Annotated in this window: 21 protein-coding genes; 17 read left to right on the top strand and 4 right to left on the bottom strand. The window is 68.9% G+C overall.

From position 1 onward, the window contains the following. Positions 1–95 precede the first annotated feature (95 nt). From ACFYRH_RS11665 to ACFYRH_RS11710, 10 genes are all read left to right on the top strand, one after another. Complete coding sequence (locus tag ACFYRH_RS11665) at positions 96–1,493, top strand: 3' terminal RNA ribose 2'-O-methyltransferase Hen1 (protein WP_387772055.1); 1,398 nt, start codon at positions 96–98, stop codon at positions 1,491–1,493. Then, positions 1,493–4,015, top strand: coding sequence for a polynucleotide kinase-phosphatase (locus ACFYRH_RS11670; protein WP_387772058.1), 2,523 nt, complete (start codon positions 1,493–1,495; stop codon positions 4,013–4,015). The genes ACFYRH_RS11665 and ACFYRH_RS11670 overlap by 1 nt, the downstream gene beginning before the upstream one ends. Before the next feature lie 236 nt (positions 4,016–4,251). Next, a complete protein-coding gene (locus ACFYRH_RS11675; protein ID WP_387772061.1) occupies positions 4,252–6,105 on the top strand; it encodes a glycoside hydrolase family 127 protein in 1,854 nt (617 codons plus the stop codon). Further along, positions 6,105–7,799, top strand: coding sequence for an ABC transporter substrate-binding protein (locus ACFYRH_RS11680; RefSeq protein WP_387772064.1), 1,695 nt, complete (start codon positions 6,105–6,107; stop codon positions 7,797–7,799). The genes ACFYRH_RS11675 and ACFYRH_RS11680 overlap by 1 nt, the downstream gene beginning before the upstream one ends. Then, on the top strand, positions 7,796–8,752 hold the full coding sequence (locus tag ACFYRH_RS11685; RefSeq protein WP_387772067.1) for an ABC transporter permease: 957 nt from the start codon (positions 7,796–7,798) through the stop codon (positions 8,750–8,752). The genes ACFYRH_RS11680 and ACFYRH_RS11685 overlap by 4 nt, the downstream gene beginning before the upstream one ends. After that, positions 8,749–9,732, top strand: coding sequence for an ABC transporter permease (locus tag ACFYRH_RS11690; RefSeq protein ID WP_387772070.1), 984 nt, complete (start codon positions 8,749–8,751; stop codon positions 9,730–9,732). The genes ACFYRH_RS11685 and ACFYRH_RS11690 overlap by 4 nt, the downstream gene beginning before the upstream one ends. Beyond that, entirely contained in the window at positions 9,729–10,532 is an 804-nt protein-coding gene (locus ACFYRH_RS11695; protein ID WP_387772073.1) for an ABC transporter ATP-binding protein, read from the top strand. The genes ACFYRH_RS11690 and ACFYRH_RS11695 overlap by 4 nt, the downstream gene beginning before the upstream one ends. Then, entirely contained in the window at positions 10,529–11,350 is an 822-nt protein-coding gene (locus ACFYRH_RS11700) for an ATP-binding cassette domain-containing protein (protein WP_387772076.1), read from the top strand. The genes ACFYRH_RS11695 and ACFYRH_RS11700 overlap by 4 nt, the downstream gene beginning before the upstream one ends. Continuing rightward, complete coding sequence (locus tag ACFYRH_RS11705) at positions 11,343–12,620, top strand: alpha/beta fold hydrolase (RefSeq protein WP_387772079.1); 1,278 nt, start codon at positions 11,343–11,345, stop codon at positions 12,618–12,620. Before ACFYRH_RS11700 ends, ACFYRH_RS11705 begins: the two co-directional genes overlap by 8 nt. Positions 12,621–12,663: 43 nt before the next feature. After that, entirely contained in the window at positions 12,664–13,350 is a 687-nt protein-coding gene (locus ACFYRH_RS11710; RefSeq protein WP_387772082.1) for a GntR family transcriptional regulator, read from the top strand. Here ACFYRH_RS11710 and ACFYRH_RS11715 read toward each other — a convergent pair. After that, a complete protein-coding gene (locus ACFYRH_RS11715; protein ID WP_387772085.1) occupies positions 13,338–14,324 on the bottom strand; it encodes a carbohydrate kinase family protein in 987 nt (328 codons plus the stop codon). The genes ACFYRH_RS11710 and ACFYRH_RS11715 overlap by 13 nt on opposite strands. 90 nt (positions 14,325–14,414) lie before the next feature. Between ACFYRH_RS11715 and ACFYRH_RS11720 the strand changes: the two genes are divergently transcribed. From ACFYRH_RS11720 to ACFYRH_RS11740, 5 genes are read left to right on the top strand one after another with little or no spacing between them, the layout of a single operon-like run. Beyond that, positions 14,415–15,050, top strand: coding sequence for an O-methyltransferase (locus ACFYRH_RS11720; RefSeq protein ID WP_387772088.1), 636 nt, complete (start codon positions 14,415–14,417; stop codon positions 15,048–15,050). A gap of 10 nt (positions 15,051–15,060) precedes the next feature. Next, positions 15,061–15,705, top strand: a complete 645-nt coding sequence (locus tag ACFYRH_RS11725; protein ID WP_387772091.1) for an ATP-binding cassette domain-containing protein — start codon at positions 15,061–15,063, stop codon at positions 15,703–15,705. Continuing rightward, a complete protein-coding gene (locus ACFYRH_RS11730; RefSeq protein WP_387772094.1) occupies positions 15,702–17,255 on the top strand; it encodes a DUF6297 family protein in 1,554 nt (517 codons plus the stop codon). Before ACFYRH_RS11725 ends, ACFYRH_RS11730 begins: the two co-directional genes overlap by 4 nt. 55 nt (positions 17,256–17,310) lie before the next feature. Then, a complete protein-coding gene (locus tag ACFYRH_RS11735; RefSeq protein WP_387772097.1) occupies positions 17,311–17,652 on the top strand; it encodes a PadR family transcriptional regulator in 342 nt (113 codons plus the stop codon). Further along, complete coding sequence (locus ACFYRH_RS11740; protein WP_387772100.1) at positions 17,649–18,209, top strand: HAAS signaling domain-containing protein; 561 nt, start codon at positions 17,649–17,651, stop codon at positions 18,207–18,209. Before ACFYRH_RS11735 ends, ACFYRH_RS11740 begins: the two co-directional genes overlap by 4 nt. Here ACFYRH_RS11740 and ACFYRH_RS11745 read toward each other — a convergent pair. Then, entirely contained in the window at positions 18,197–18,502 is a 306-nt protein-coding gene (locus ACFYRH_RS11745; protein WP_387772103.1) for a pyrophosphatase, read from the bottom strand. The genes ACFYRH_RS11740 and ACFYRH_RS11745 overlap by 13 nt on opposite strands. Before the next feature lie 38 nt (positions 18,503–18,540). On the opposite strand from ACFYRH_RS11745, the gene ACFYRH_RS11750 reads away from it, so the two are divergent. Continuing rightward, a complete protein-coding gene (locus tag ACFYRH_RS11750) occupies positions 18,541–18,912 on the top strand; it encodes a hypothetical protein (protein ID WP_387772106.1) in 372 nt (123 codons plus the stop codon). 94 nt (positions 18,913–19,006) lie between these two features. Here the strand turns inward: ACFYRH_RS11750 and ACFYRH_RS11755 are convergent, their stop codons facing one another. Together ACFYRH_RS11755 and ACFYRH_RS11760 are read right to left on the bottom strand one after the other, a co-directional pair. Next, entirely contained in the window at positions 19,007–19,870 is an 864-nt protein-coding gene (locus ACFYRH_RS11755) for a peptidoglycan recognition family protein (protein WP_387772109.1), read from the bottom strand. 109 nt (positions 19,871–19,979) lie between these two features. After that, on the bottom strand, positions 19,980–21,029 hold the full coding sequence (locus ACFYRH_RS11760; protein ID WP_387772112.1) for an LLM class flavin-dependent oxidoreductase: 1,050 nt from the start codon (positions 21,027–21,029) through the stop codon (positions 19,980–19,982). Between the two features lie 199 nt (positions 21,030–21,228). On the opposite strand from ACFYRH_RS11760, the gene ACFYRH_RS11765 reads away from it, so the two are divergent. Continuing rightward, positions 21,229–22,185, top strand: a complete 957-nt coding sequence (locus ACFYRH_RS11765; protein ID WP_387772115.1) for an aldo/keto reductase — start codon at positions 21,229–21,231, stop codon at positions 22,183–22,185. Positions 22,186–22,220: the final 35 nt, after the last annotated feature.

A 22,220-nucleotide genomic window follows, 5' to 3' on the forward strand; every position in this document is an offset into this window, starting at 1 on the left:
CTCATCTTCTCACAACAAGCTAGATCGAATCTGCCCGAACACGCCAGCCCTCAAACCGCGTGTCTCAATGATCGAGCCGTGATCGAATACTGCAGGTGTTCCTCACCCTCGGTACCGATCTGGCCGGCGTCGGCGTCCCGGCGAGCGACTTCGGGTTCCTGTTGCACAAGAACCCGGCGCGGCCGCAGGTGATCGACGTCACGGGCGGATCGGCCCATGTGTTCTACCCCGAGGCGACCGCGGAACGCTGTACGGCGGCCGTCCTGCTGGAGATCGACCCGATCGGCCTGGTGAAGGCCGGTCGCGGCAAGGCCGCCGAAGGATTCACGCTCGGCCAGTACGTCAACGACCGCCCGTACGCCGCGTCGAGCCTGCTCGCGGTGGCCATCGGAAAGCTGTTCCGGACCGCGATGAACGGCCGCTGCGACGCCCGGCCGGAGCTCGCGGCGCGGGCGATCCCGCTGGAGATCCACGTCCCGGCGCTGCCGTGCAACGGCGGCGGCGACCTGGCGCAACGGTTGTTCGCGCCGCTCGGGTGGACCGTCGACGCCCGCCCGGTGCCGCTCGATCCGGAGATCCCGGCGTGGGGTGACTCGCGGTACGTCGACCTGCGCCTCACCGGCGTACTACGACTGGCCGAAGCGCTGAACCACCTGTACGTGATGCTCCCGGTGCTCGACGACGCCAAGCACTATTGGGTCGGATCGGACGAAGTGGACAAGCTCGTCCGGGCGGGTGAAGGCTGGCTCGCCGAACACCCCGAGAAGGAACTGATCTCCCGTCGCTACCTCGCGCACCGGCGCTACCTTTCGGACGCCGCCCTGGAACGGCTCGCCGAGGCCGACGGTCAGGAGCTGGTCGAGGAATCGCCGGACGAAGGCACGGTTTCGCTGGCGATCGAGCGGCGCGCCACTGTCGCCGCCGTACTGCGAGAGCTCGGCGCGCGACGGATCGCGGACATCGGCTGTGGCGAGGGTGCCCTCGTCGGCGAGCTGCTCAAGGACCCGATGATCGGCGAGCTGATCGCCACGGACGTTTCGGTACGGGCGATGGTCGCCGCCAAGAGGCGGCTGCACTACGACGACCTGCCGGACCGGCAGCGGGACCGGCTGAAGTTCCTGCAGTCCTCGGTGACGTACGCCGACGAGCGGCTCGCCGGCCTGGATGCGGTTGTGCTGATGGAGGTCGTCGAACACGTCGACCCACCGCGGCTGCCCGCGCTGGCCCAGTCGATCTTCCGGGCCGCGCGCCCGGGCGCCGTCGTGATGACCACGCCGAACTGCGAGTACAACGTCCGCTTCCCGTCGCTGCCCGCCGGCAGGTTCCGGCATCCCGACCACCGGTTCGAGTGGACTCGCGCCGAGTTCGAGGGCTGGGCGCGCGACGTGGCGGCGACGTACGGGTATCAGGTCGAGTTCCGGCCGGTCGGCGCGGTCGATCCCGAGGTCGGTGCGCCGACCCAGCTGGCCCTGTTCCGGCGGGAGGAGGCGTGATGGCGATCAACGTACCTGCCCTGTCGCTGGTGGTGCTCGTGGGCGCGAGCGGTTCCGGGAAGTCCACGTTCGCGCGCAGGCACTTCCTGCCGACCGAGGTGATCTCGAGCGACTTCTGCCGCGGCCTGGTGTCCGACGACGAGAACGACCAGGCCGCGACGAAGGACGCCTTCGAGGTGCTGCACTTCATCGCGGGCAAGCGGCTCGCCGCCGGACGGCTGACCGTGATCGACGCGACCAACGTGCAGCCGGAGGCCCGCAAGGAACTGGTGAACCTGGCCCGCGAGTACGACGTACTCCCGGTCGCGATCGTGCTGAACCCACCGGAGCGGGTCTGTGTGGAGCGGAACGAGCAGCGGTCCGACCGGCAGTTCGGCGCGAAGGTCGTGGGCCGGCAACGGTCGCAGCTGAAGCGTGGTCTGCGCAGCCTCAAGCGTGAGGGCTTCCGGACCGTGCACGTGCTGAACAGCGTCGAGGAGATCGATGCCGTCAGCATCGAACGCACCCGGCTGTACAACGACCTGACCGACCAGACCGGTCCGTTCGACGTGATCGGTGACATCCACGGGTGTCGTCCCGAGCTGGAGCGGCTGCTCACCGAGCTCGGGTACACGCTGACCCGCGACGCCGCCGGCCGGCCGGTCGACGCGGTGCACCCGGACCGGCGGGCGGTTTTCGTCGGTGACCTGGTCGACCGCGGTCCGGACACGCCCGGCGTACTCCGGCTGGTGATGGGGATGGTTGCCGCGGGCCACGCGTACTGCGTCCCGGGCAACCACGAGGACAAGCTGCTGCGCGCGCTCCGCGGCAAGAACGTGAAGATCAGCCACGGTCTGGAGACGACGCTCGAGCAGTTGGCGCTCGAGTCGGAGGGGTTCCGGGAGGAGGTCGCGGCCTTCATCGACGGGCTCATCTCGCACTACGTCTTCGACGGCGGCAAGCTGGTCGTCTCGCACGCCGGCCTGGTGGAGCGGATGCACGGGCGCACCAGTGGCCGCGTCCGCTCGTTCTGCCTGTACGGCGAGACGACCGGGGAGACCGATGAGTTCGGGCTACCGGTGCGCTACCCGTGGGCGAACGACTACCGCGGTCGCGCGACGGTCGTCTACGGGCACACGCCGACGCCGGAGCCGGAGTGGATCAACAACACGATCTGCCTCGACACGGGGTGCGTGTTCGGTGGCTCCTTGACTGCACTGCGGTACCCGGAGCGTGAGCTCGTGTCGGTGCAGGCAGCCGAGGAGTACTACGCCCCGGCGAAACCGTTGCACGTGGCAACGGCACCGGACCGCGAACCCGACGTACTCGAGCTGACCGACGTCACCGGTCGCCGGGTGATCGAGACCGGGACGCACGGGCGGCTGAGTGTCCGGGCCGAGCAGGCCGGGGCAGCGCTCGAGGTGATGAGCCGGTTCGCGATCGACCCGCGGTTCCTGCTGTACCTGCCGCCGACGATGAGCCCGGTCGCGACCTCGCCGGAGCCGGGGTTGCTGGAGCACCCGCGGCAGGCGTTCGAGGCGTTCCGCGGACAGGGTGTCACCGAGCTGGTGTGCGAGGAGAAGCACATGGGCTCGCGCGCGGTCGTGCTGCTCACGCGCGACGACGACGTCGCCGAGAAGCGCTTCGGTCTGGCCGGCCGCGGCGCGATCCATACCCGGACGGGACGCTCGTTCTTCGACGCCGGACTGACCGACGAACTCCTGCTCCGACTGCGTGCCGTGGCCGAGAAGGCAGGTGTGTTCGAGGAGCTGGACACGTCCTGGCTGCTGCTCGACACCGAGCTGCTCCCGTGGAGCGCGAAGGCCGAGGACCTGCTCAGGAACCAGTACGCCGCCGTCGGCGCGGCCGCCCGTACATCGTTGCCCGCAGCAACCGCAGCGCTACGGTCCGCGCAGGCCGCGGGCCTGGATGTCGGCCGGCTGCTCGCGACGAACGAGCAACGGATGATCAATGCGGAGCGGTTCACGCAGGCGTACCGGCGGTACTGCTGGCCGACCGACGGACTCGACGGTGTGCGGCTGGCGCCGTTCCAGGTGCTCGCGTCCGAGGGCACGACGTACCAGGACCGGCCGCATGCCTGGCACCTGGGGATCGCGGACCGGATGGTTGCCGCGGGCCCGGAACTGATCACGCCGACCCGGCGGCTGTTCGTCGACGCGGACACCTGGGATGCCGGGATCGGTTGGTGGGAAGAGCTCACCGGCGCCGGGGGAGAGGGCATGGTGGTCAAGCCGGCCGCCAACCTGACCCGCACGGCGAAGGGGATGGCGCAGCCGGGGCTGAAGGTCCGCGGGCAGGAGTACCTGCGGCTGATCTACGGGCCGGACTACACCGAGCCGGCGAACTTCAGTCGGTTGCGCGACCGGAACCTCGGCCACAAACGCTCGCTGGCGCTTCGCGAGTACGCACTCGGCCTGGAGGCCCTCGACCGCGCCGCCCGCGGCGAACCCCTGTGGCGGATCCACGAGTGCGTCTTCGCCGTCCTCGCCCTCGAGTCCGAACCGGTGGACCCTCGCCTCTGACTCACTGACGCCGCTGACTCACCGGCGCCGGCGTCGGACCAGGACGGTGATCACGCCGACCGCAAGCATGGTCGCGGGCAGCGCCATCCGGACGACGACCGCCTGACCACGTCGAGCGACACACGATCGCGCCTGAGGGGGGCCACTGAGTTGTCGCGGCCGTGGTTCGTTTCCGGCGTGTAAACGTCTTCCGTGAGGGGTTGGCAAGGTGTGACATTGCACTTAAGGTCTGTGCAATGTCACACGGTACAGAGATCGACGTGCAGCTCACCGGCGGGTTGCTGCATGGCTGGCAGCAGCGGAACCGGCGGGCGACGATCCCGCACGCGATCGCGGAGCTGCGCAAGGCCGGGAACCTGGAGAACCTCCGCCGGCTGACCGATCCGTCGGTCGGGCCGTATCGCGGGCGGTACCCGTTCCTGGACACGGATCTCTACAAGACGCTCGAGGGGCTCGCCTACGAGATCGCCCGCCCTGACGAGTCGGCCGCGCCGGCCGGGGCGCGGGAGTTCTTCGACGAGGTCGTCGAGCTGCTCGCCGCGGCGCAGGCGGACGACGGCTACCTGAACTCGTACTTCCAGGACCCGGACCAGCCCAAGCAGCCCTGGTCGGATCTCGGCTGGGGACACGAGCTGTACAACCTCGGCCACCTGATCCAGGCGGCCGTCGCAGCTCGGCGTCAGCTCGGCGACGACCGCCTGCTGACCGTCGCCGGCAGGTTCGCGGACCTGGTCGTGCGGCGGTACGGCGTGCACGGCGAGGAGGTCGTCGACGGTCATCCCGAGGTCGAGATGGCGCTCGTCGAGCTTTATCGAGAAACCGGCAACGCCGACTACCTCACCCAGGCGCGGTTGTTCGTCGACCGCCGCGGGCAGGGGAAGCTCAAGCACACGATCTTTCCCGGGGAGTACTTCCAGGACCACGTGCCGTTCCGCGAGCTGCCGTCGGTCACCGGCCACGCCGTACGGATGGCGTACCTCGCCGCCGGTGCCGCGGACGTCCACCTGGAGACCGGCGATCCGAGCCTGCTGGCCACGCTCGAGCGGCTGTGGGACGACATGGTCGCCACCAAGCTGTATCTCACCGGCGGGCTCGGCAGCCGGCACTCCGACGAGGCGATCGGCGACCGCTACGAGCTGCCGTCCGAGCGGGCGTACGCCGAGACCTGCGCAGCGATCGCGACGATGCAGTGGGCCTGGCGGATGTTCCGCGCGACCGGCAAGGCGTCGTACCTCGATGTCTACGAGACCGTGCTGTACAACGCCTACGCGGTGGGGCTGTCCGCCGACGGTACGGCGTTCTTCTACGACAACCCGCTGCAGCGGCGGCCCGACCACGAGCAGCGTTCCGGTGCCGAGGACGGTGGCGAGCTGCTCCGGCGAGCGTGGTTCGGCTGCCCGTGCTGCCCGCCGAACATCATCCGCTGGATGTCCGAACTCCAGGACCACGTCGCGATCGAGCGCGACAACACCGTGTACGTCGGTGTGTACGCCGACGCCCGGATCACCGCCGGCGACGTGACCGTCACGGTCGCCACGAACTACCCGTGGGACGGCGAAATCCTGGTCACGGTCGAGGAAGCGCCAACCGGGGAACGCGGCATCGCCCTGCGTGTCCCTGCCTGGTGTCCGAACGCCGACCTCGACGGACGACAGGTGGGCCCCGGTTGGGCCGAGGTCCGACGAAGCTTCGAGGCCGGCGACGTACTCCGGCTGACGCTGCCGATGGTTCCGCGGGCGCACGGGTCGCACCCGTACCTCGACGCGACCCGGGGTGCGATCGCAGTTGCCCGCGGCCCGCTTGTTTATTGCGTCGAGCAACAAGATGTCAACGCACCTGTGGACGACCTGTTGCTGAAGCCGGCCAACGTCGCGCGGGCGACCGCGCGACAGCGCGACGACCACGTCGTCCTGGAGGTGACCGGCGGCGTCGCGACCGCGGCGTCTCCCGAGCTCTACCCAGTGATCACCGATAAACCCCAGGACTCCGCCGTACATGAGGTACCCGTGACGCTCACGCCGTACTTCCTCTGGGGAAACCGTCAGGCCCTGGCCATGCGTGTGTGGCTGCGAACCGAAAGAGACAACTGATGAAGAGAACTTCGATGCTGGTGGGGCTCGTGGCGTCGGCCGCGCTCGCGCTGACTGCGTGCGGCGGCAACGCCTCCGGAACGAAGAGTGACTCGGCCGGTCCGGGGGCGAAGGCAGCGCAGGGTGGCACGCTCCAGGTGCTCGCGAACGCGGCGTTCTCGCACCTCGACCCGGCGCGCGGGTTCGACGGCGGCGTGAACAACTTCTACCGGTTGATCTATCGCACGCTGACCACGCAGGGCGCCGCGCCGGGCGCGGACGGCACCAAGATCGTCCCGGACCTGGCGACCGACACCGGCAAGCCGGCCGACGGTGGCAAGACCTGGACGTTCACGCTCAAGGACGGCCTGTTCTTCGAGAACGGTGCGCCGATCACCAGCGCTGACGTGAAGTGGGGCGTCTCGCGGGCCTGGGATCCGGAGATCGGCATCGGCTCGCCGTACGCCAAGCAGTTGATCGCGGCGCCCGCGACGTACCAGGGCCCGTACAAGTCCGGTGATCTGTCGACGATCGAGACGCCGGACGCGAAGACGATCGTGTTCCACCTGAAGAAGCCGTTCGCGGACTTCGGCAGTGTGGTCGCGCAGAACACCTTCACCCCGGTGCCGAAGGGCCAGGGCGCGGGCAACCAGCTGGACAGCAAGCCGATCTCGTCCGGTCCGTACAAGCTCGCCGACTACAAGCCGGGTGCGTCACTGAAGCTGGTCCGCAACGACAAGTGGGACAAGTTGACCGACGACGTCCGGACCGCGAATCCGGATGCGTTCCAGTGGACGTTCGGCCTCGACCCGGCGACGATCGACGAGCGGATGATCGCCGGCCAGGGAACGGACGCCGACGCGATCGCCGGTACGATCCAGGCCGCGAGCGTGGCCCGGATCCAGACGCCGCAGCTCAAGCAGCGCACGATGAGCGGTCTGGGCGGATGCACGACGTACATGGGGCTGAACACCACCAAGAAGCCGTTGGACAACGTCAAGGTCCGGCAGGCGATCAACCTGGCGGTGAACAAGCAGACCGTGCGTGACGCGGTCGGCGGGTCGACGCTGGCCGAGATCGCCACCAGCATTCAGCCGCCGACGATCACCGGCCGGGTGGACTACGACCCGTACCCGAGCCCGGACGGCAAGGGTGACGTCGAGGGCGCCCGCAAGCTGCTGACCGCAGCCGGCTTCGGAGGAGGCTTCACGATGACGCTCGACACCCGCGCGCAGCCGAAGATGCAGGCGATGGCGGTCGCGATCCAGCAGGCCCTTGCGCCGCTGAAGATCACGGTCAAGATCAACACGATCGACACCGCCACGTACTACGAGGTGATCGGTACGACCTCGCAGCAGCATGACGCCGCGATCACCGGGTGGTGCCCGGACTGGCCGTCCGGCGCGACCTTCCTGCCGCCGCTGTTCGACGGCCGCAACATCACCGCGAAGGGAAACTCCAACCTGGCGCAGCTGAACGACCCGGGCGTGAACGCGAAGATCGACGAGATCTCCAAGCTCACCGACGTGACCGCCGCGAACAAGGCGTACGGCGACCTCGACAAGCAGATCATGGCGCTCGCGCCGGTCGTCCCACTGCTCTACGAGAAGGTGCTGATGCTGGTCGGTACCAACATCGGCGGCGCGTACCTGCACGACGGGTTCTCCGGCGGCATCGACCTGGTGTCGGTCGGCCTCAAGGACGCCGGCAAGTGACAACTGCACCGACGCTCGTCGAACTCGAGGAGGCGGTGCCGTCCGGGCCACCGGCGCCGCCCGCCTCGGCCCGGCGGGTGCTGACCACGATCACCCGGGACAAGGGTGCGCTCGCGTGCGTGCTGTTCCTCGCGCTCGTCGTCCTGATGGCGATCGCGGCGCCGCTGATCACCAAGCTCAGCGGCTGGGGGCCCTACCAGTTCGACTCCGCCGCGATCAACTCCGACCTCGGCGGCCTGCCGCGGGGTGCGCTCGGCGGGATCAGCGGCTCGCACTGGTTCGGTGTCGAGCCGCAGAACGGCCGCGACCTCTTCGCCCGGATCGTGTACGGCGCGCGCGTGTCGATCACGATTTCGCTGTCGGCAACTCTGCTGACCGGGGTCCTCGGTGTCGTGCTCGGCATGCTCGCCGGGTTCTACCGCGGCTGGGTCGACCAGGTGATCTCGCGGCTGATGGACTTCCTGATGGCGTTCCCGGCGCTGATCTTCATGATCGCGATCCTGTCGTCGCTGCCGTCCGGGAACCGGCCGGTGCTGCTGGTCGTCGTGATCAGCGCGTTCGGCTGGCCGTACCTGGCCCGGGTGATCCGCGGCCAGACGATGACGCTGGCGAACCGGGAGTTCGTCGAGGCGGCGCGGGCGTCCGGCGCGAAGGACTCCCAGGTGGTGTTCCGGGAGATCCTGCCGAACCTGCGCGGCTCGATCGTGGTGATGACGACGCTCGCGATCCCCGGCTACATCGGCACCGAGGCCGGCCTGTCGTTCCTCGGTGTCGGCGTCTCGCCGCCGACCGCGTCCTGGGGCCAGATGATCGCGAGCTCGGTGAGCTGGTACTCGGTCGACCCGATGTTCTTCGCGATCCCCGGCCTGTTCCTGTTCCTCACCGTCCTCTCGCTGACGGTCCTCGGCGACAAGATCCGCACCCTGATCGACCAGGGGGAGGCAGCCGCATGATGCGCTATGTGCTCGGTCGGCTCGGGGGTGTCGTCCTGATCCTGCTGGCCGTTTGTTTGTTCACGTATCTGATCTTCTTCAAGTTGTCGCCGGATCCTGCCGTGATGATCTGCGGGAAGACCTGTACGCCGGAGCGGATCAACTCGATCCGGGACGTGCTCGGGCTGAACCAGCCGATCCTGACGCAGTTCTGGGAGTTCCTGCGGGGGATCTTCGCGGGCCGCGAGTACGGGTCGGTGCATTGCCCGGCACCGTGTCTCGGGTACAGCTTCCAGACCAACGAGTCGGTGTGGAGCATGATCACGGCACGGCTTCCCGTCAGCGTCACGGTCGCGGTCGGTGCCGCCGTACTCTGGCTGCTCGCGGGCGTGATCGGCGGGCTGGTCAGCGCCGTGAAGCAAGGGACCTGGTGGGACCGCACCGCGATGGGGCTCGCGCTCGGCGGCGTCAGCGTGCCGAACTACGTGCTCGCTCTGGTGCTGCAGTACGTCCTGGTCGTGAAGCTGCAGATCCTGCCTTTCCCGTCGGCGGTGCCGTTCTCCGGCAATCCGGTCGTCTGGTTCGAGTCGTACCTGATGCCGTGGGTCGTGCTCGCCGTCGGCTACGCCTGTCTGTACGCACGGTTGACCCGGAGCAACGTGATCGACACCTTGTCCGAGAACTACTTCCGGACCGCGCGGGCCAAGGGACTCAGCGGTGCGCTGATCATGCGCCGGCACGCGCTCCGTCCCGCGCTGACGCCGATCACCACGATCTTCGGGATGGACTTCGCCGGGCTGCTCGGTGGCGCGCTGATCACCGAGACCGTGTTCGGGCTGAACGGGATCGGCAAGATGGCGGCCGACTCGATCGCCAAGAACGACCAGCCGGTGATCATGGCGGTGACGCTGCTGGCTGCCTTCTTCGTCGTCATTGGCAACGTTGTGGTCGACCTGCTGTACACCGCGCTGGATCCGCGGGTCCGGGTGGTGACGTCATGAGCGGCCAGTTGTTCGTCGTCGACGATCTGACGGTCACCTTGCCGACCAGCCGCGGTCCGGTCGACGTGGTGAAGAACGTGTCGTTCACGGTCGGCCGGGACGAGACGCTGGGCATCGTCGGCGAGTCCGGGTCCGGCAAGTCGATGACGGCGCTCGCGATCCTGGGTCTGTTGCCGCGCGGCGGCCGGACCTCGGGGAGCGTCAGGCTGGACGGCGCCGAGCTGCTCGGACGGTCGGACCGGGAGCTCCGATCCGTCCGCGGCAACGCCATCTCGATGGTGTTCCAGGACCCGTTGTCGTCGCTGAATCCGTACTACACCGTGGGCCTGCAGATCTCCGAGATGTACCGGACTCATCGAGGCGGGACGCGGCAGACCGCCCGCAAGGTCGCGATCGAGGCGCTGGAACGTGTTGGCATCCCGGACCCGGCGCGCCGCGTCGACCACTACCCGCACCAGTTCTCCGGTGGCCAGCGGCAGCGGGTGATGATCGCGATGGCGCTGTGCTGCTCGCCGTCGTTACTGATCGCGGACGAGCCGACGACCGCGCTCGACGTGACGGTGCAAGCCCAAATCCTCGAGCTCCTCCACGACCTGCAAACCTCGACCGGGACCGGCATGGTCTTCATCACCCACGACCTCGCCGTGATCAGTTCGATCGCGCAGCGGGTGCTGGTGATGCGCTCGGGTGACCCGGTCGAGTATGGGACGGCGGAAGCGGTGTTCTCCGATCCCCAGCACGAGTACACGCGGATGCTGCTGGACGCCGTACCGCGGATCGACGACGAGGTGGCGCTGTGACCTTGCTGAAGGTACGAGGCGTGACGAAGGAGTTCGTCACCCGGGGCGAAGGGGCGAGGGCGCGGAAGTCCACGTTCACCGCCGTCGACGAGGTGAGTTTCGACGTCGAGCTCGGCGAAACGCTGGCGATCGTGGGGGAGTCCGGCAGCGGGAAGTCGACCACGGCGCGGATCGCGGCCCGGTTGCTGGAGCCGACCAGCGGTACGGTCGAGTTCGACGGGCAGGACGTGACACGGGCCAAGGGCAAGGACCTGGCGACGTTCCGGAACAACGTGCAGGTGGTGTTCCAGGACCCGTTCTCGTCGCTGAACCCGCGATACACCGTCGAGCGGATCATCACCGCGCCGCTGACCTACCAGGGCATCACGCCGAAGGGTGGGCGGCGGGCGTTCACGCAGGAGCTGATGGAGCGGGTCGGCCTGAACCCGGACCACTGCCGGCGGTACCCGGCGCAGTTCTCCGGCGGGCAGGCGCAACGGATCGGCATCGCCCGCGCGCTCGCGGTGAGCCCGAAGCTGGTGATCTGCGACGAGGCGGTGTCGGCGCTGGACGTGTCGATCCAGGCGCAGGTGCTGGAGCTGCTGATGCGGCTGCAGCGGGAGAGCGGGTTCAGCTATATCTTCATCGCGCACGACCTGGCCGTCGTCCGGCAGATCTCGCAGCGGGTGGCGGTGATGAACCGAGGCAGAATCGTCGAGCTGGGGTCGCGGGACCAGGTGTTCGGCGAGCCTCGGGACGAATACACGAAGACGCTGCTGGCCGCCGTACCGCGGATCAACCCGGAGTGGGACGCCAGCCGGAGGAGACGCCATGGTTGAGTACACAATTCCTGGAATGCACGTCCGGGAGCATCTTGCCGAGGTGCCGCTGGACTGGTCGAAGCCAGGAAAGACCATCACGGTCTTCGCGCGCGAGCTCGTCGACCCGACCCGCAAGGACGAGGACCTGCCGTGCCTGGTGTTCCTGCAGGGTGGTCCGGGCGGGAAGGGCCCGCGTCCGACCGGTCCGTCGGGTTGGGTCGGGCAGGCGCTGAAGAAGTACCGGGTCGTGTTGATGGACCAGCGTGGGACGGGCCGCAGTACGCCTGTCAGTGGCCGGCTGATGGCGTCGATGTCGGCGCAGGAAGGTGCCGACTACCTGGCGTGCTTCCGGGCCGACTCGATCGTCGCGGACGCGGAGTACCTGCGGAAGAACGTGTTCGGCGGCAAACGATGGTCGACGCTCGGCCAGAGTTACGGCGGGTTCCTGACGCTCACCTACCTGTCGAAGGCGCCGGAGGGTCTGTCAGCCTGCTACGTGACCGGCGGGCTGGCATCGATCGATCCTTCGGCGGCCGAGGTGTACCGGCGTACCTATCCGCGGGTCGCCGCGAAGAACCGCGAGTTCTACCGGCGGTACCCGCACAACGTGGAGCGGGTCGGCCGGATCGCGGACCGGCTGGCGAGTGACGACGTACGGCTGCCGGACGGTGACCGGCTGACGGTACGGCGGTTCCAGTCGCTCGGCATCGACTTCGGGATGAAGCCGGGGTACGAGCGGATCCACTGGCTGATCGACGAGGCCTTCGACGGCGACCAGCTCTCGGATACCTTCCTCGGTCAGGTGCTCGGAGCGTCTTCGTACCTCGGGAACCCGCTGTTCGCCGCCCTTCAGGAGAGCATCTACGGCTCCGGCGACGGCGCAACCGCCTGGGCGGCCGAATCCGAGCGGGCGCGCCGTCCCGAGTTCGCCGAGGACGCCCGGCCGCTGCTGTTCACCGGCGAGATGATGTACCCCTGGATGTTCGCGGAGATCCGTGGGCTGCGGCCGTTCCAGGGCGCGGTCGAGCTGCTCGCGCAGCGGGCGTCGTGGTCCGAGCTGTACGACCTCGAGCGGCTCGCGGCGAACGACGTACCGGTCGCGGCCGCGGTGTACTTCGACGACATGTACGTCGACTCCGGGCTGCAGCTCGACACCGCGAACCGGGTCGGGAACGTGCAGGCCTGGGTGACGAACGAGTACGAGCACGACGGCATCGGGGCCGACCGGGTGTTCGAGCGGCTCACCGAGCTCGTCGCGTCGGTCGGGGGTGGCCTCCCGAATCTGTGAGGTCCGGTGTTTCACAATAGGCGGCGACCCAGGGAGGTGAACCATGGCTGCCGATTCGATCGGTCCGCTGCCGAGCGTACGACGCCTCGCGCAGCGGGAGAACCTGCGTGACAGCGTGGCGAACGCGCTGCGGGCAGCGGTGATCTCCGGCGAGTTGAAGCCGGGGGAGGTGTACTCGGCGCCGACGCTCGGAGCGCGGTTCGGGGTCTCCGCGACGCCGGTCCGCGAGGCGATGCTGGACCTGGTCCGCGAGGGCCTGGTGATCTCGCTGCGGAACAAGGGGTTCCGGGTCACCGAGGTGTCCGATGCGGATCTCGACAACGTCGCGGCGGTCCGGCAGCTGATCGAGCCGCCGACGATCCGGGACGTCGTACCGGCGATCCCGGCCGCCGACTACCCGCGGCTGCGGCGGCTGGCCGAGGACATCGTGGTCGCGGCCGAGGCCGGTGACCTGATCGCGTACATCGAGGCCGACCGGGTCTTCCACGTCACGCTGCTGGCGTACTCCGGCAACCAGAAACTCGTCGACGTGGTGTCCGATCTGCGCTCGCAGACCCGATTGCTGGGGCTCACACCGCTCTTGGAGAGCGGCCGCCTCGTCCCGTCAGCGGCCGAACACCACGAGTTGCTCGATCTCGTGGAGGCCGGCGACGCCGAAGGCGCCGAACAGTTGATGCGCCGCCACATCGGCCACGTCCGTGGCCTGTGGGCCCGCTCTCAGGAAGCCTGAGCGGCCAGCGCCTGTTTCGCGGTGGCGGCGGCGTCGGCGCCGTACGCGGTCGTGAGACGGTCCAGGAACGTTGGGTGGTCGAGGGTGTACTCCTGGGTGCCGACGGTCTCCAGGACCGTGGTCGCCAGGGTGCAGCCGAGGTGGGCGGCCGGCTCGTGGTCGAGGCCGGCAGCGCGGCCGGTCAGGTAGCCGGCGCGGAACGCGTCGCCGCCGCCGGTCGGGTCGACCAGGTTCGGCGCCGGCACGGCCGGGACCTTCGCGAGGATCCCGCTGGTGTCCTCGATCACGACCCCGTCGCCACCATGCGTGGTGATCCGTACGCCGACCCGCTGCAGGATCTCCTCATGGCTCCAGCCGGTCTTCTGCACCAGCAGGCCCGCCTCGTACTCGTTGCTGAACAGGTACGCCGCCCCGTCGACGAGCCGCCGGATGTCCGCACCCTCCATCCGGGCCAGCTGCTGCGACGGGTCCGCGGCGACCGCGATCCCGTGCTGCCGCGCGAGCTCGGTGTGCTTGATCATCGCGTCCGGGTCGTCGGCGCCGATCAGCACCAGGTCGACGCCGCCCGCGGCCTGGTGGATCGCGCCCAGGTCGAGCTCCCGCGCCTCGGCCATCGCGCCGGTGTAGAACGAGGCGATCTGGTTCGCGTCGAGGTCCGTCGTACAGGTGAACCGGGCGGTGTGTACGTTCGCGCAGACGCGGACGTGCGAGATGTCCACGCCCGCCGCCGTCAGCGCCGCGCCGTAGTCGGCGAAGTCGGCGCCGACCGATCCGACGAGCAGCGACGGGAAGCCGAGCTGGGCCATGCCGTAGCAGATGTTCGCGCCGACGCCGCCGCGGTGCACCACCAGTTCGTCGACCAGGAACGACAGGGAGACCTTGTGCAGCTGCTCCTCGAGGAACTGGTCCTTGAACCGGCCCGGGAACGTCATCAGGATGTCGGTCGCGATCGATCCGGCGACGGCGATGCGCATACGGAGTGCTCCTCGGGGGTGGTGTCCATCGGTTTTGACAACCCATAGAGACTACAGGCGACCGATCTAATACACGGAGGGCGGGAATTCATGGGCCATCAGGTACCGGTGACCGAGGAACTGCACGATTACATGCTCGCCCACGGCATGCCGCTGGACGAGATCGCGACCGAGCTGCGGGCGGAGACCGAGAAGCTCGGCAACCCGGCCGGCATGCTCACGACCGCCGACCAGGCCGGCCTGCTGACCACCCTGACCCGGCTGATCGGCGCTCGCCGGGCCCTCGAGATCGGCACCTTCACCGGCTTCTCCGCGCTGGCGATCTCGCGCGGCCTGCCGGACGACGGCGAGCTGATCTGCCTGGACGTCAGCGACGAGTGGACGTCGATCGGGCGCGAGTACTGGGAGCGGGCCGGCGTCGCGGGCAAGATCGACCTGCGGATCGGTGACGCGCACGAGTCGGTGACCAAGCTCGACGGCGAGTTCGACCTGGCCTTCGTCGACGCCGACAAGGGCTGGTACATCCAGTACTTCGAGACGGTGCTCCCGCTGATCCGGCCGAACGGGCTGCTGCTGTTCGACAACACGCTGGCCGGCGGCCGCGTGGTGGAGGCCGATGGCCCGGCCGACCGCAAGGAGTTCAACGCGCACATCGCGGCCGACGACCGCGTGGACGTCATCATGCTCGGGATCGGCGACGGGCTGACCCTCGTGCGGAAGAAGTGAGCCGGCAGAAATGAGCAAGAAGGCGGCGCCACGGCTTGCCGTGACGGATCTGCAGCACAAGTACGGCGACCGGCCGGTGATCGAGGGACTCACGTTCACGCTGGCGGCCGGTCAGGCGATCGCGCTGGTCGGGCCGAACGGTGCCGGTAAGACGACCGTGCTCAAGTGCATCGTCGGCGCGGCCGCCCCGGCCGCGGGCAAGATCCTGCTCGACGGCCGGCCGATCGACGAACGCGCCGAGGCGGTCCGACGCGACGTCGCCTCCCTGCTCGACGACCTGGACTTCTTCCCGGACCTGACCGCGGCCGAGCACCTGGACCTGCTGGCCCGCGCGCACGGCAACCCGACACCCGAGGATCTCGTCGACACCACACTCGACGAGATCGGTCTGCTGCCGGCCGCCGACCAGTTGCCGGGTTCGCTGTCGTCCGGTCAGCGCCGCCGGCTCGCGCTCGCGACCGCGCTGGTCCGGCCGCGCACGCTGATGGTGCTCGACGAACCCGAGGCCCGCCTGGACGTCGGCGGTGTCCAGTGGCTGTCCGAGCGGCTGGTCGCGGAGAAGAAGTCCGGTACGTCGATCCTGTTCGCGAGCCACGACCCGGCCCTCGTCGAGACGGTCGCCGACGCGGTCGTGACGCTGACCCCGCTGCCATGAGCGCTGCCGACGGACCGGTCGAGTTCGACCCGGCGGACTTCGGGGCGATCCCGTCGTCGCGGTCGGTGCGGCAGTGGATGCGGACGACCCGGCGGCGGCACGCGGACCGGTCGTTCTGGCAGATCTTCGAGGATGCCTACCTCGTCCTGTTCACGGTCGCGATGGCGGGTGCGACCGGCGGGAACGTCGTACGGCAGCTGAACTCGGACTCCGCCGGGTGTTCGACGTGGCGCTGCGGTCAGCTCACGACGTGGATGCCGTTGATCATCGTTCCGTTGCTGGTGGCAATCACCCTGCGGGTGTTGCTCGCGGTCGGCCCGGTCTCGGCGACGCGCGCGAGCGGGTTCTGGCTGCTGGCCACCCCGATCAGTCGATCGGCCTTGCTGCGACCGGCGTACCGGCTGGTGACGGCATCGGTGGGTGCGGTCGGGCTCGTGGTCGCGGCGGTGGTCTGGGCGCTGCTCGGGGCGCCGGTGATCGGGGTGCTCGAGGCAGCGGTGCTGATCAGCGCGCTGCTGGTGTGTACGGCGATGGCGACGGTGTGGGCGCAGCAGAGCACCTCGAGGTCGAAGTGGACCCTGCGTGTCGCCGACCTGCTGCTGCTCGCCGCAGTCGTGCCCGCGGTAGCGCTGGCGCTGCAACCTGATCCAACCCGAGGCGCACAGACTGAAACGCTGAGCCTGACCATTGCCGAGGTGCGGGGCGACAGCGCGTTGCCCTCAGGCCAGAGTCTTCTGCTGGTGGTCTGTGCAGTCGTGGTGCTGCTCGCGGTCGCGCTGGCGATGGTGACGTCGCGGACGCTCGACAAGCTCAGCCGGGCGAGTGTCATCGCGGGTGGTGAACTGCTGGCCGGGCTCGCGGGCGCGGCGAGCAGTCTGGACATCAGCATGCTCGGCGACGTCATCTCCGGCCGGCACTGGCGGTTGCAGGGCCGGGTGCGGAGCTCCCGCCGCGGCCGGGGCGCGCAGGGTGCCGCGATCGTGAACCGTGAGTTCCACCGGATCCTCCGCTGGCCGCGCCGGCTGGTGATCGGCGCGGCGCTGCTCGTCGTCCCGTACGCCGTCCACGGTGCGGGCTTCCACGTCCTGGTTCCGGTCGCCGCCGGGATCGCCGGTTTCATCGCCGTACGGCCGTTGCTCGACGGACTCCGTACCGCTTGCCGGTCGACCGGTCTGGTCCGCGCACTCGGTATGGACCTGCGGGAGTTGCGGGTGCTGATGGCGGTCGTCCCCGGCCTGTTCGCGATCGTCTGGACGGCGCTCGCGTACCCCGCGATCGGCAGCGCCTCGGCCTGTTTCGCCGTTGCCGCCGGCATCATCACCGGCACCGTCCGGCAGGCGTCCGCCCGGCCCCCGTCGTACGCCGGTCCGCTGGTCACCTCGCCGATGGGAGCGATCCCGCCGGGCCTGTTCTCGCAGCCGGCGCGCGGGTTCGATCTGCTGGTGGTCTGCCTCGCGCCGGTGCTGTTCAACCTGAGCAGCCTGTGGGTGGTGGCGATCCCGACGTTCGTCGTCACCATCATGTTCGCCGTGCGGCCGAAGACTGACTGACTGACTCGGCAGGCGTTCTTGCCGGATCTTGGTGCGGACAGGTACCTTGTATCGCATGGTAGCGGAGAAGGTCTTCACGCAGCTGCGCCGCGGGACGCTGGAGTTCTGCGTCCTGGCGCTGTTGCAGGGAGAGCCTCGTTACGGTTTCGAGTTGGTCAAGGCGCTCGGTGAGGTCGACGGACTGGTCACCACCGAAGGCACGATCTACCCACTCCTCGCGCGGTTGCGCCGCGAGGGTCTGGTGGAGACGAGCTGGCAGGAGTCCGAGTCCGGGCCACCGCGGCGCTACTACACCTCGACACCCGAGGGCAGCCGGGCACTGGCCGAGTTCACCGCGGACTGGCAACGGTTCTGCGCGTCGGTCGACAAGATCTTGCAGAGTGGGAGACGGGGATGAACATGGAACTGGACAGCGACCGCCTGGTCGATGCGTACCTGAACGAGCTGGCCACCGAGGCCGAGGTGCTGCCGGCCGGTCGGCGGGACGAACTGCTCGCCGACATGAAGGCGCACATCGCCGAGGCACGCGCGGGCGGCGCGACGTCCGAGGACGAGATCCGCGAGGTGCTGCAGCGACTCGGCCGGCCGAGCGAGATCGTTGCCGCCGCCACCGACGGTCTGGTGCAGGTCGAGGTCCCGCCGCGGCTGCGCCCGCAGGACTTCGTCGCGGTCGGGCTGGCGATGTTCGGGCCGTACCTGCTGGAGCTCAACACGATCCTGGCGCTGGTCGCCTGGGGGGTCGGCCTCGGGTTGCTCTGGACCTCGAACCGCTGGAGCACGCTCTGGAAGCTGCTCGGCACCCTGAGCTGGCCGATCGGGTACGCCGTGGTGATCGCGGTGGACACGATCTTCCTGGGCCCGATCTGGGTCAGCATGGCAGCCGACGCGGTGGTCACGATCGCGCTGACCGCCGGCCTCCTGTTGAACGCCCGCCCGCCGCGTCAGGCCTCGTAGACCAGCCACTTGCGCTCGATCTCGGCCGGGAGATCGACGTCGTGCTGCTTCGCGAACAGGAGCAGCTGGCACAGCACGTCGGCGAACTCCTGGTGGAACGTGTCGCGGATCTGCTCCGCGGTCGCACCCTTCGTCCGCGCCCGGCCGGTGTGCTGGAGGTAGGCCTGGGTGAGCTCGCCGACCTCCTCCTGGAGCTTGAGCAGGAACCAGTCGGGGTCGCGCTCGAAGCCAAGGTGTACGCCGTACCCGACGGAGATCTTCTCGAGCCGGTCCTGCAGGTGCTTGAGGTCCACGGTGGTATCCAAGCAGGCCGCGGCGACAGAATGTGGAGATGGATGCGACCGGGTGGACGTTGCTCGCGGACGCCTGCGCCGATCGGCGGGCGTACCGGAAATGGACCGGCGCGCATTGGCGGATCGTCTCGCTGGTGGAACTCGAGGTCCCGCCAGGAGAGCCGCGAGCGGTAGAGGCCGCCGAGTACGACCTGGCCGAGGTCACTCGATCCCTCAAGTACGGCGTTGGTGTCGTGGACGGACTGGTACGGCGCTGTGCGTCGGTCGAGGGCAACACGCTCACCCGAGATCGTCGACTGGGGGCGCACCGGGCCGAACGAGATGATCACACTGAACGCGCTGCGAGTCCTGAAGACCGCAGGGCGCTGAATGACCGGATCAACTGGCTCTGCCGATGCGTGTGGTGCTGAGCTTGTGCACCAGGTCCGTATCGACAGGTGTTTGCCGTGCGGATCCGGTGCACAAGGTTGTCCGTAGCCGGGCTGGTTTGGGCCAGTTGACCGGCTACTTGGACTCGTGGGCCGACGTGTCGACCGGCGGGAACGGGTCGAGGGCGTGGTCCTCGAGCTTCGGGTCGGTGTTCGGGTCCGGGACCGCCGGCTCCTGCTGGGCCGGGGCGTCGGCGGCCAGGTTCTTCGGCGCGGTGGCCCAGACCGCGGCGGCCGCGCGGGCGGCGTCGGCGGCGTCGGTCTGGCGTTCGTAGTTCTTGATGTCGAGCGCGTACGCCTTCGCGACCGCCGTCAGGTCGCGGCGCAGCTGCTTGTGCACCCAGAGCGCGTAGGCCTGCGAGCGGGCCTCGATGAAGTTCTTCAGTTCCTGCATCTGGGCGGGGGTCATGTCGTCGTCCTCCGAGTGGCCTGGGGTGAATTCGCCGCGGGCGATCGCGGCGCGGGCGGGGTCGCCGGGGCAGTCGGTCGGCTCCGGGCGGACCGCGGAGTGCGGCCGGATCGCCGTACCGCGCGGGTAGAGCTTGCGGAAGTCGGCGATCACCCCGCGGGTGGTCGCCTTCATCGCGGCGGACGGCTGCTCACCGGTGACGAGGACCAGCAGAATCGCGCCGTACCGCTCGTTCACGTCGTTGTCGCCGTTGGCGCCCGACTGGGTCCGCAGGCCGCGCAGGGTCCAGGCCCGGCCCTCTTGATCGACCGCGATCTGGTAGGCGATGTCCGACCAGCCGCGGGTGTCCATGTGGTAGTCCTGCCAGCCACGCAACGCGGCCGCGACCGCCGCCTTGGTGTGGATGACCTTCGTCGACCCGGTGCCCGGCCAGTGGATCACCGCGCCCTCGACGCGGGACACGGTCAGGTTGCCCGGCCCGGCGTTCGGCGGTCGCGCGTTCCAGGCGGACCGGGGCAGATATTCGACCATCAGCGCTCCTCACATGCCTCACAGCGCACATACCCAGGGCTGGCGCTCGGTAACCAACCGAACACATTCGGGCAGGCGAGTGTCAAGCGATGGTCCTCATCCAAGCAGCTCAGGAGAGCAGCGGGAGGAGCTGATCACCGATCCGCGCCGTTTCCTCGCGATACGGAGTGTCGGAGAGGACGAAGTGCGTGATGCCGAGATCGCGGTACTTGATCAGTGACTTGGCGACGTCCTCAGGGGAGCCGACCAGCCAGGTGGTGCCGGCGCCGCCACCGCCGTACTTGCCGGGTGCGGTGTAGAGGTTGTCGTCGAGGACCTCGCCGCGCTCGGCGAGGTCGAGCAACCGCTGCTGACCGACGGCCTTGAACCAGCGCCGGTCCTTCGTGCCCTGCGCCTCAGCCATCGTCGCGACCTTGGCCTCGGCGTCGGCCCACGCCTGCTCCGTCGTGTCGCGGACCAACGTGGTGATCCGCAGACCGAACTCCAGCGGCGCGTGCTCGCGACCCAGCTCGGCCTCGAGCTCCCGCAGTCGCGCGATCCGGGCCGCGACCCCGTCCAGCGGCTCACCCCAGAACAGTTGTACGTCGGCATCCGTCGCGGCCACCCGCTGCGCGGCCTCGGACGCGCCACCGAAGTACAACCGCGGATGCGGCCGCCCTTCCCGTACGACGGGACGGGTCGCGACCGTGGATCCGGCGACCGAGAAGTACTCGCCCGCGAACGTCACGTCCTCCTCGGTCCACAACCGCCGGACCAGGTGCAGGAACTCCTTGGTCCGCGCGTACCGCTGCGGCTGGTCGCCCTCGCTGTCGCCGTACGCCGCGAGGTTGTCCTGACCGGAGACGATGTTGATCAGCAGCCGCCCACCGGTCAGCTGGTCCAGCGTGCTCGCCGCGGACGCGAAGTGCGCGGGATGCCAGTAGCCGGGGCGGATCGCGGCCAGCGGCTGGAACGTGGTGGTCCGGGCGGCCAGCGCGGTCGCGACGGTGAACGTGTCGGGCCGGCCCCACCCGGTGCCGATCAGCGCGCCGGACCAGCCGTGGTCCTCGGTGAGCCTGGCCAGCTCGGTCAGCCGCTCGAGGCTGTTGTGTCCCTGGACGGTGTCGTCCCCGCGATGCCCGGGGTCGACCTGGTTCGGGATGTACCAGAGGAAAGTCATGCAAACAATTTTAAGTTCATTCAGTTAGTCGACTTTTGGAATCTCGCGGACTGGTCACGGCGGCGACGCCACTGATCCTGCCGGCGGAGGCGGACTCAGTAGCCAGAGTTGTCGCGGTCAGCAGCAATGCGTGTTGGACTCCGGGCCGGGACCGTGCGCAGGATGCTGGAAACGTTCCCGTCTGTGCTCGGAGGTCGAGATGACTCAGCGTTCGCTTGGTAACGGTGGGCCGGAGGTCAGTGCGCTCGGAATGGGCTGCTGGGCGATCGGCGGACCGCACGCGCGGCAAGGCAGTCCGGTGGGCTGGGGTGTGATCGACGACGCCGAGTCGAAGCGCGCGCTGCGCCGTGCGTACGACCTCGGCGTGACGTTCTTCGACACCGCCGACGTCTACGGGTGCGGGCACAGCGAGAAGCTGATCGCGGACGCGCTCGGCGACGTCCGCGACGACATCGTGATCGCCTCCAAGGCCGGTTACACCTACGTCGAGGAGACCCGCGAGGCGCCGGGGGAGAACGGCGACCCGGACTACATCCGCTGGGCCTGTGACCAGTCGTTGCGGCGGCTGAAGACCGATCGGATCGACCTGTACCAGTTCCACCTCGGCGGCTACGACCTGGCCAAGGCGGACGACGTCCTCGCGGTCTTCGAGGAGCTGGTTGCCGCTGGCAAGGTTCGGTCGATCGGCTGGAGCACCGACGACCCGGAGCGGGCAGCGCTGTTCGCGAAAAGCCCGCACTGCAAGGCGATCCAGCAGCACTTCAACGTGTTCGGTGGCAATGCCGACGTACTGGCGCTGTGCGAGGAGCGCGGTCTCGCGAGTATCGTTCGCGGACCGCTGGGCATGGGGCTGCTGACCGGTAAGTTCAGTCCGGACAGCAGCCTGCCGGACGATGACGTACGGCACGGGTGGAACTTCCGGACCGGCGATCAGGCCGAGTCGCTGCGACGGCTGGAGGCGATCCGGGACGTGCTGACCTCCGGCGGCCGGACGCTCGCGCAGGGTGCGCTGGCGTGGTTGTGGGCGCGCAGCGAGGCGTTCGTCCCGATTCCCGGGTTCAAGACCGTCGCGCAGGTGGAGGAGAACGCCGGCGCTCTCCGGTACGGCGCGTTGACGCCGGCGCAGCTGGCCGAGATCGCCGGCGTCCTCGGCTGAAAATCGTCGTCGTCGCGCCATTGACATCGTTGTCT

Origin of the sequence: Kribbella sp. NPDC004875 (assembly GCF_042873375.1) — a bacterium.
Taxonomy (GTDB): Bacteria; Actinomycetota; Actinomycetes; order Propionibacteriales; family Kribbellaceae; genus Kribbella.

Excerpts from the sequence above, each read along its gene's own strand:
- ACFYRH_RS11675 (WP_387772061.1), top strand. The coding sequence starts at position 4,252 with ATGTCACACGGTACAGAGATCGACGTGCAGCTCACCGGCGGGTTGCTG.
- ACFYRH_RS11735 (WP_387772097.1), top strand. The coding sequence starts at position 17,311 with ATGGTAGCGGAGAAGGTCTTCACGCAGCTGCGCCGCGGGACGCTGGAG.
- ACFYRH_RS11725 (WP_387772091.1), top strand. The coding sequence starts at position 15,061 with ATGAGCAAGAAGGCGGCGCCACGGCTTGCCGTGACGGATCTGCAGCAC.
- ACFYRH_RS11760 (WP_387772112.1), bottom strand. The coding sequence starts at position 21,029 with ATGACTTTCCTCTGGTACATCCCGAACCAGGTCGACCCCGGGCATCGC.
- ACFYRH_RS11730 (WP_387772094.1), top strand. The coding sequence starts at position 15,702 with ATGAGCGCTGCCGACGGACCGGTCGAGTTCGACCCGGCGGACTTCGGG.
- ACFYRH_RS11680 (WP_387772064.1), top strand. The coding sequence starts at position 6,105 with ATGAAGAGAACTTCGATGCTGGTGGGGCTCGTGGCGTCGGCCGCGCTC.
- ACFYRH_RS11690 (WP_387772070.1), top strand. The coding sequence starts at position 8,749 with ATGATGCGCTATGTGCTCGGTCGGCTCGGGGGTGTCGTCCTGATCCTG.
- ACFYRH_RS11765 (WP_387772115.1), top strand. The coding sequence starts at position 21,229 with ATGACTCAGCGTTCGCTTGGTAACGGTGGGCCGGAGGTCAGTGCGCTC.
- ACFYRH_RS11670 (WP_387772058.1), top strand. The coding sequence starts at position 1,493 with ATGGCGATCAACGTACCTGCCCTGTCGCTGGTGGTGCTCGTGGGCGCG.
- ACFYRH_RS11715 (WP_387772085.1), bottom strand. The coding sequence starts at position 14,324 with ATGCGCATCGCCGTCGCCGGATCGATCGCGACCGACATCCTGATGACG.
- ACFYRH_RS11750 (WP_387772106.1), top strand. The coding sequence starts at position 18,541 with ATGGATGCGACCGGGTGGACGTTGCTCGCGGACGCCTGCGCCGATCGG.
- ACFYRH_RS11720 (WP_387772088.1), top strand. The coding sequence starts at position 14,415 with ATGGGCCATCAGGTACCGGTGACCGAGGAACTGCACGATTACATGCTC.
- ACFYRH_RS11755 (WP_387772109.1), bottom strand. The coding sequence starts at position 19,870 with ATGGTCGAATATCTGCCCCGGTCCGCCTGGAACGCGCGACCGCCGAAC.
- ACFYRH_RS11705 (WP_387772079.1), top strand. The coding sequence starts at position 11,343 with ATGGTTGAGTACACAATTCCTGGAATGCACGTCCGGGAGCATCTTGCC.
- ACFYRH_RS11710 (WP_387772082.1), top strand. The coding sequence starts at position 12,664 with ATGGCTGCCGATTCGATCGGTCCGCTGCCGAGCGTACGACGCCTCGCG.
- ACFYRH_RS11740 (WP_387772100.1), top strand. The coding sequence starts at position 17,649 with ATGAACATGGAACTGGACAGCGACCGCCTGGTCGATGCGTACCTGAAC.
- ACFYRH_RS11695 (WP_387772073.1), top strand. The coding sequence starts at position 9,729 with ATGAGCGGCCAGTTGTTCGTCGTCGACGATCTGACGGTCACCTTGCCG.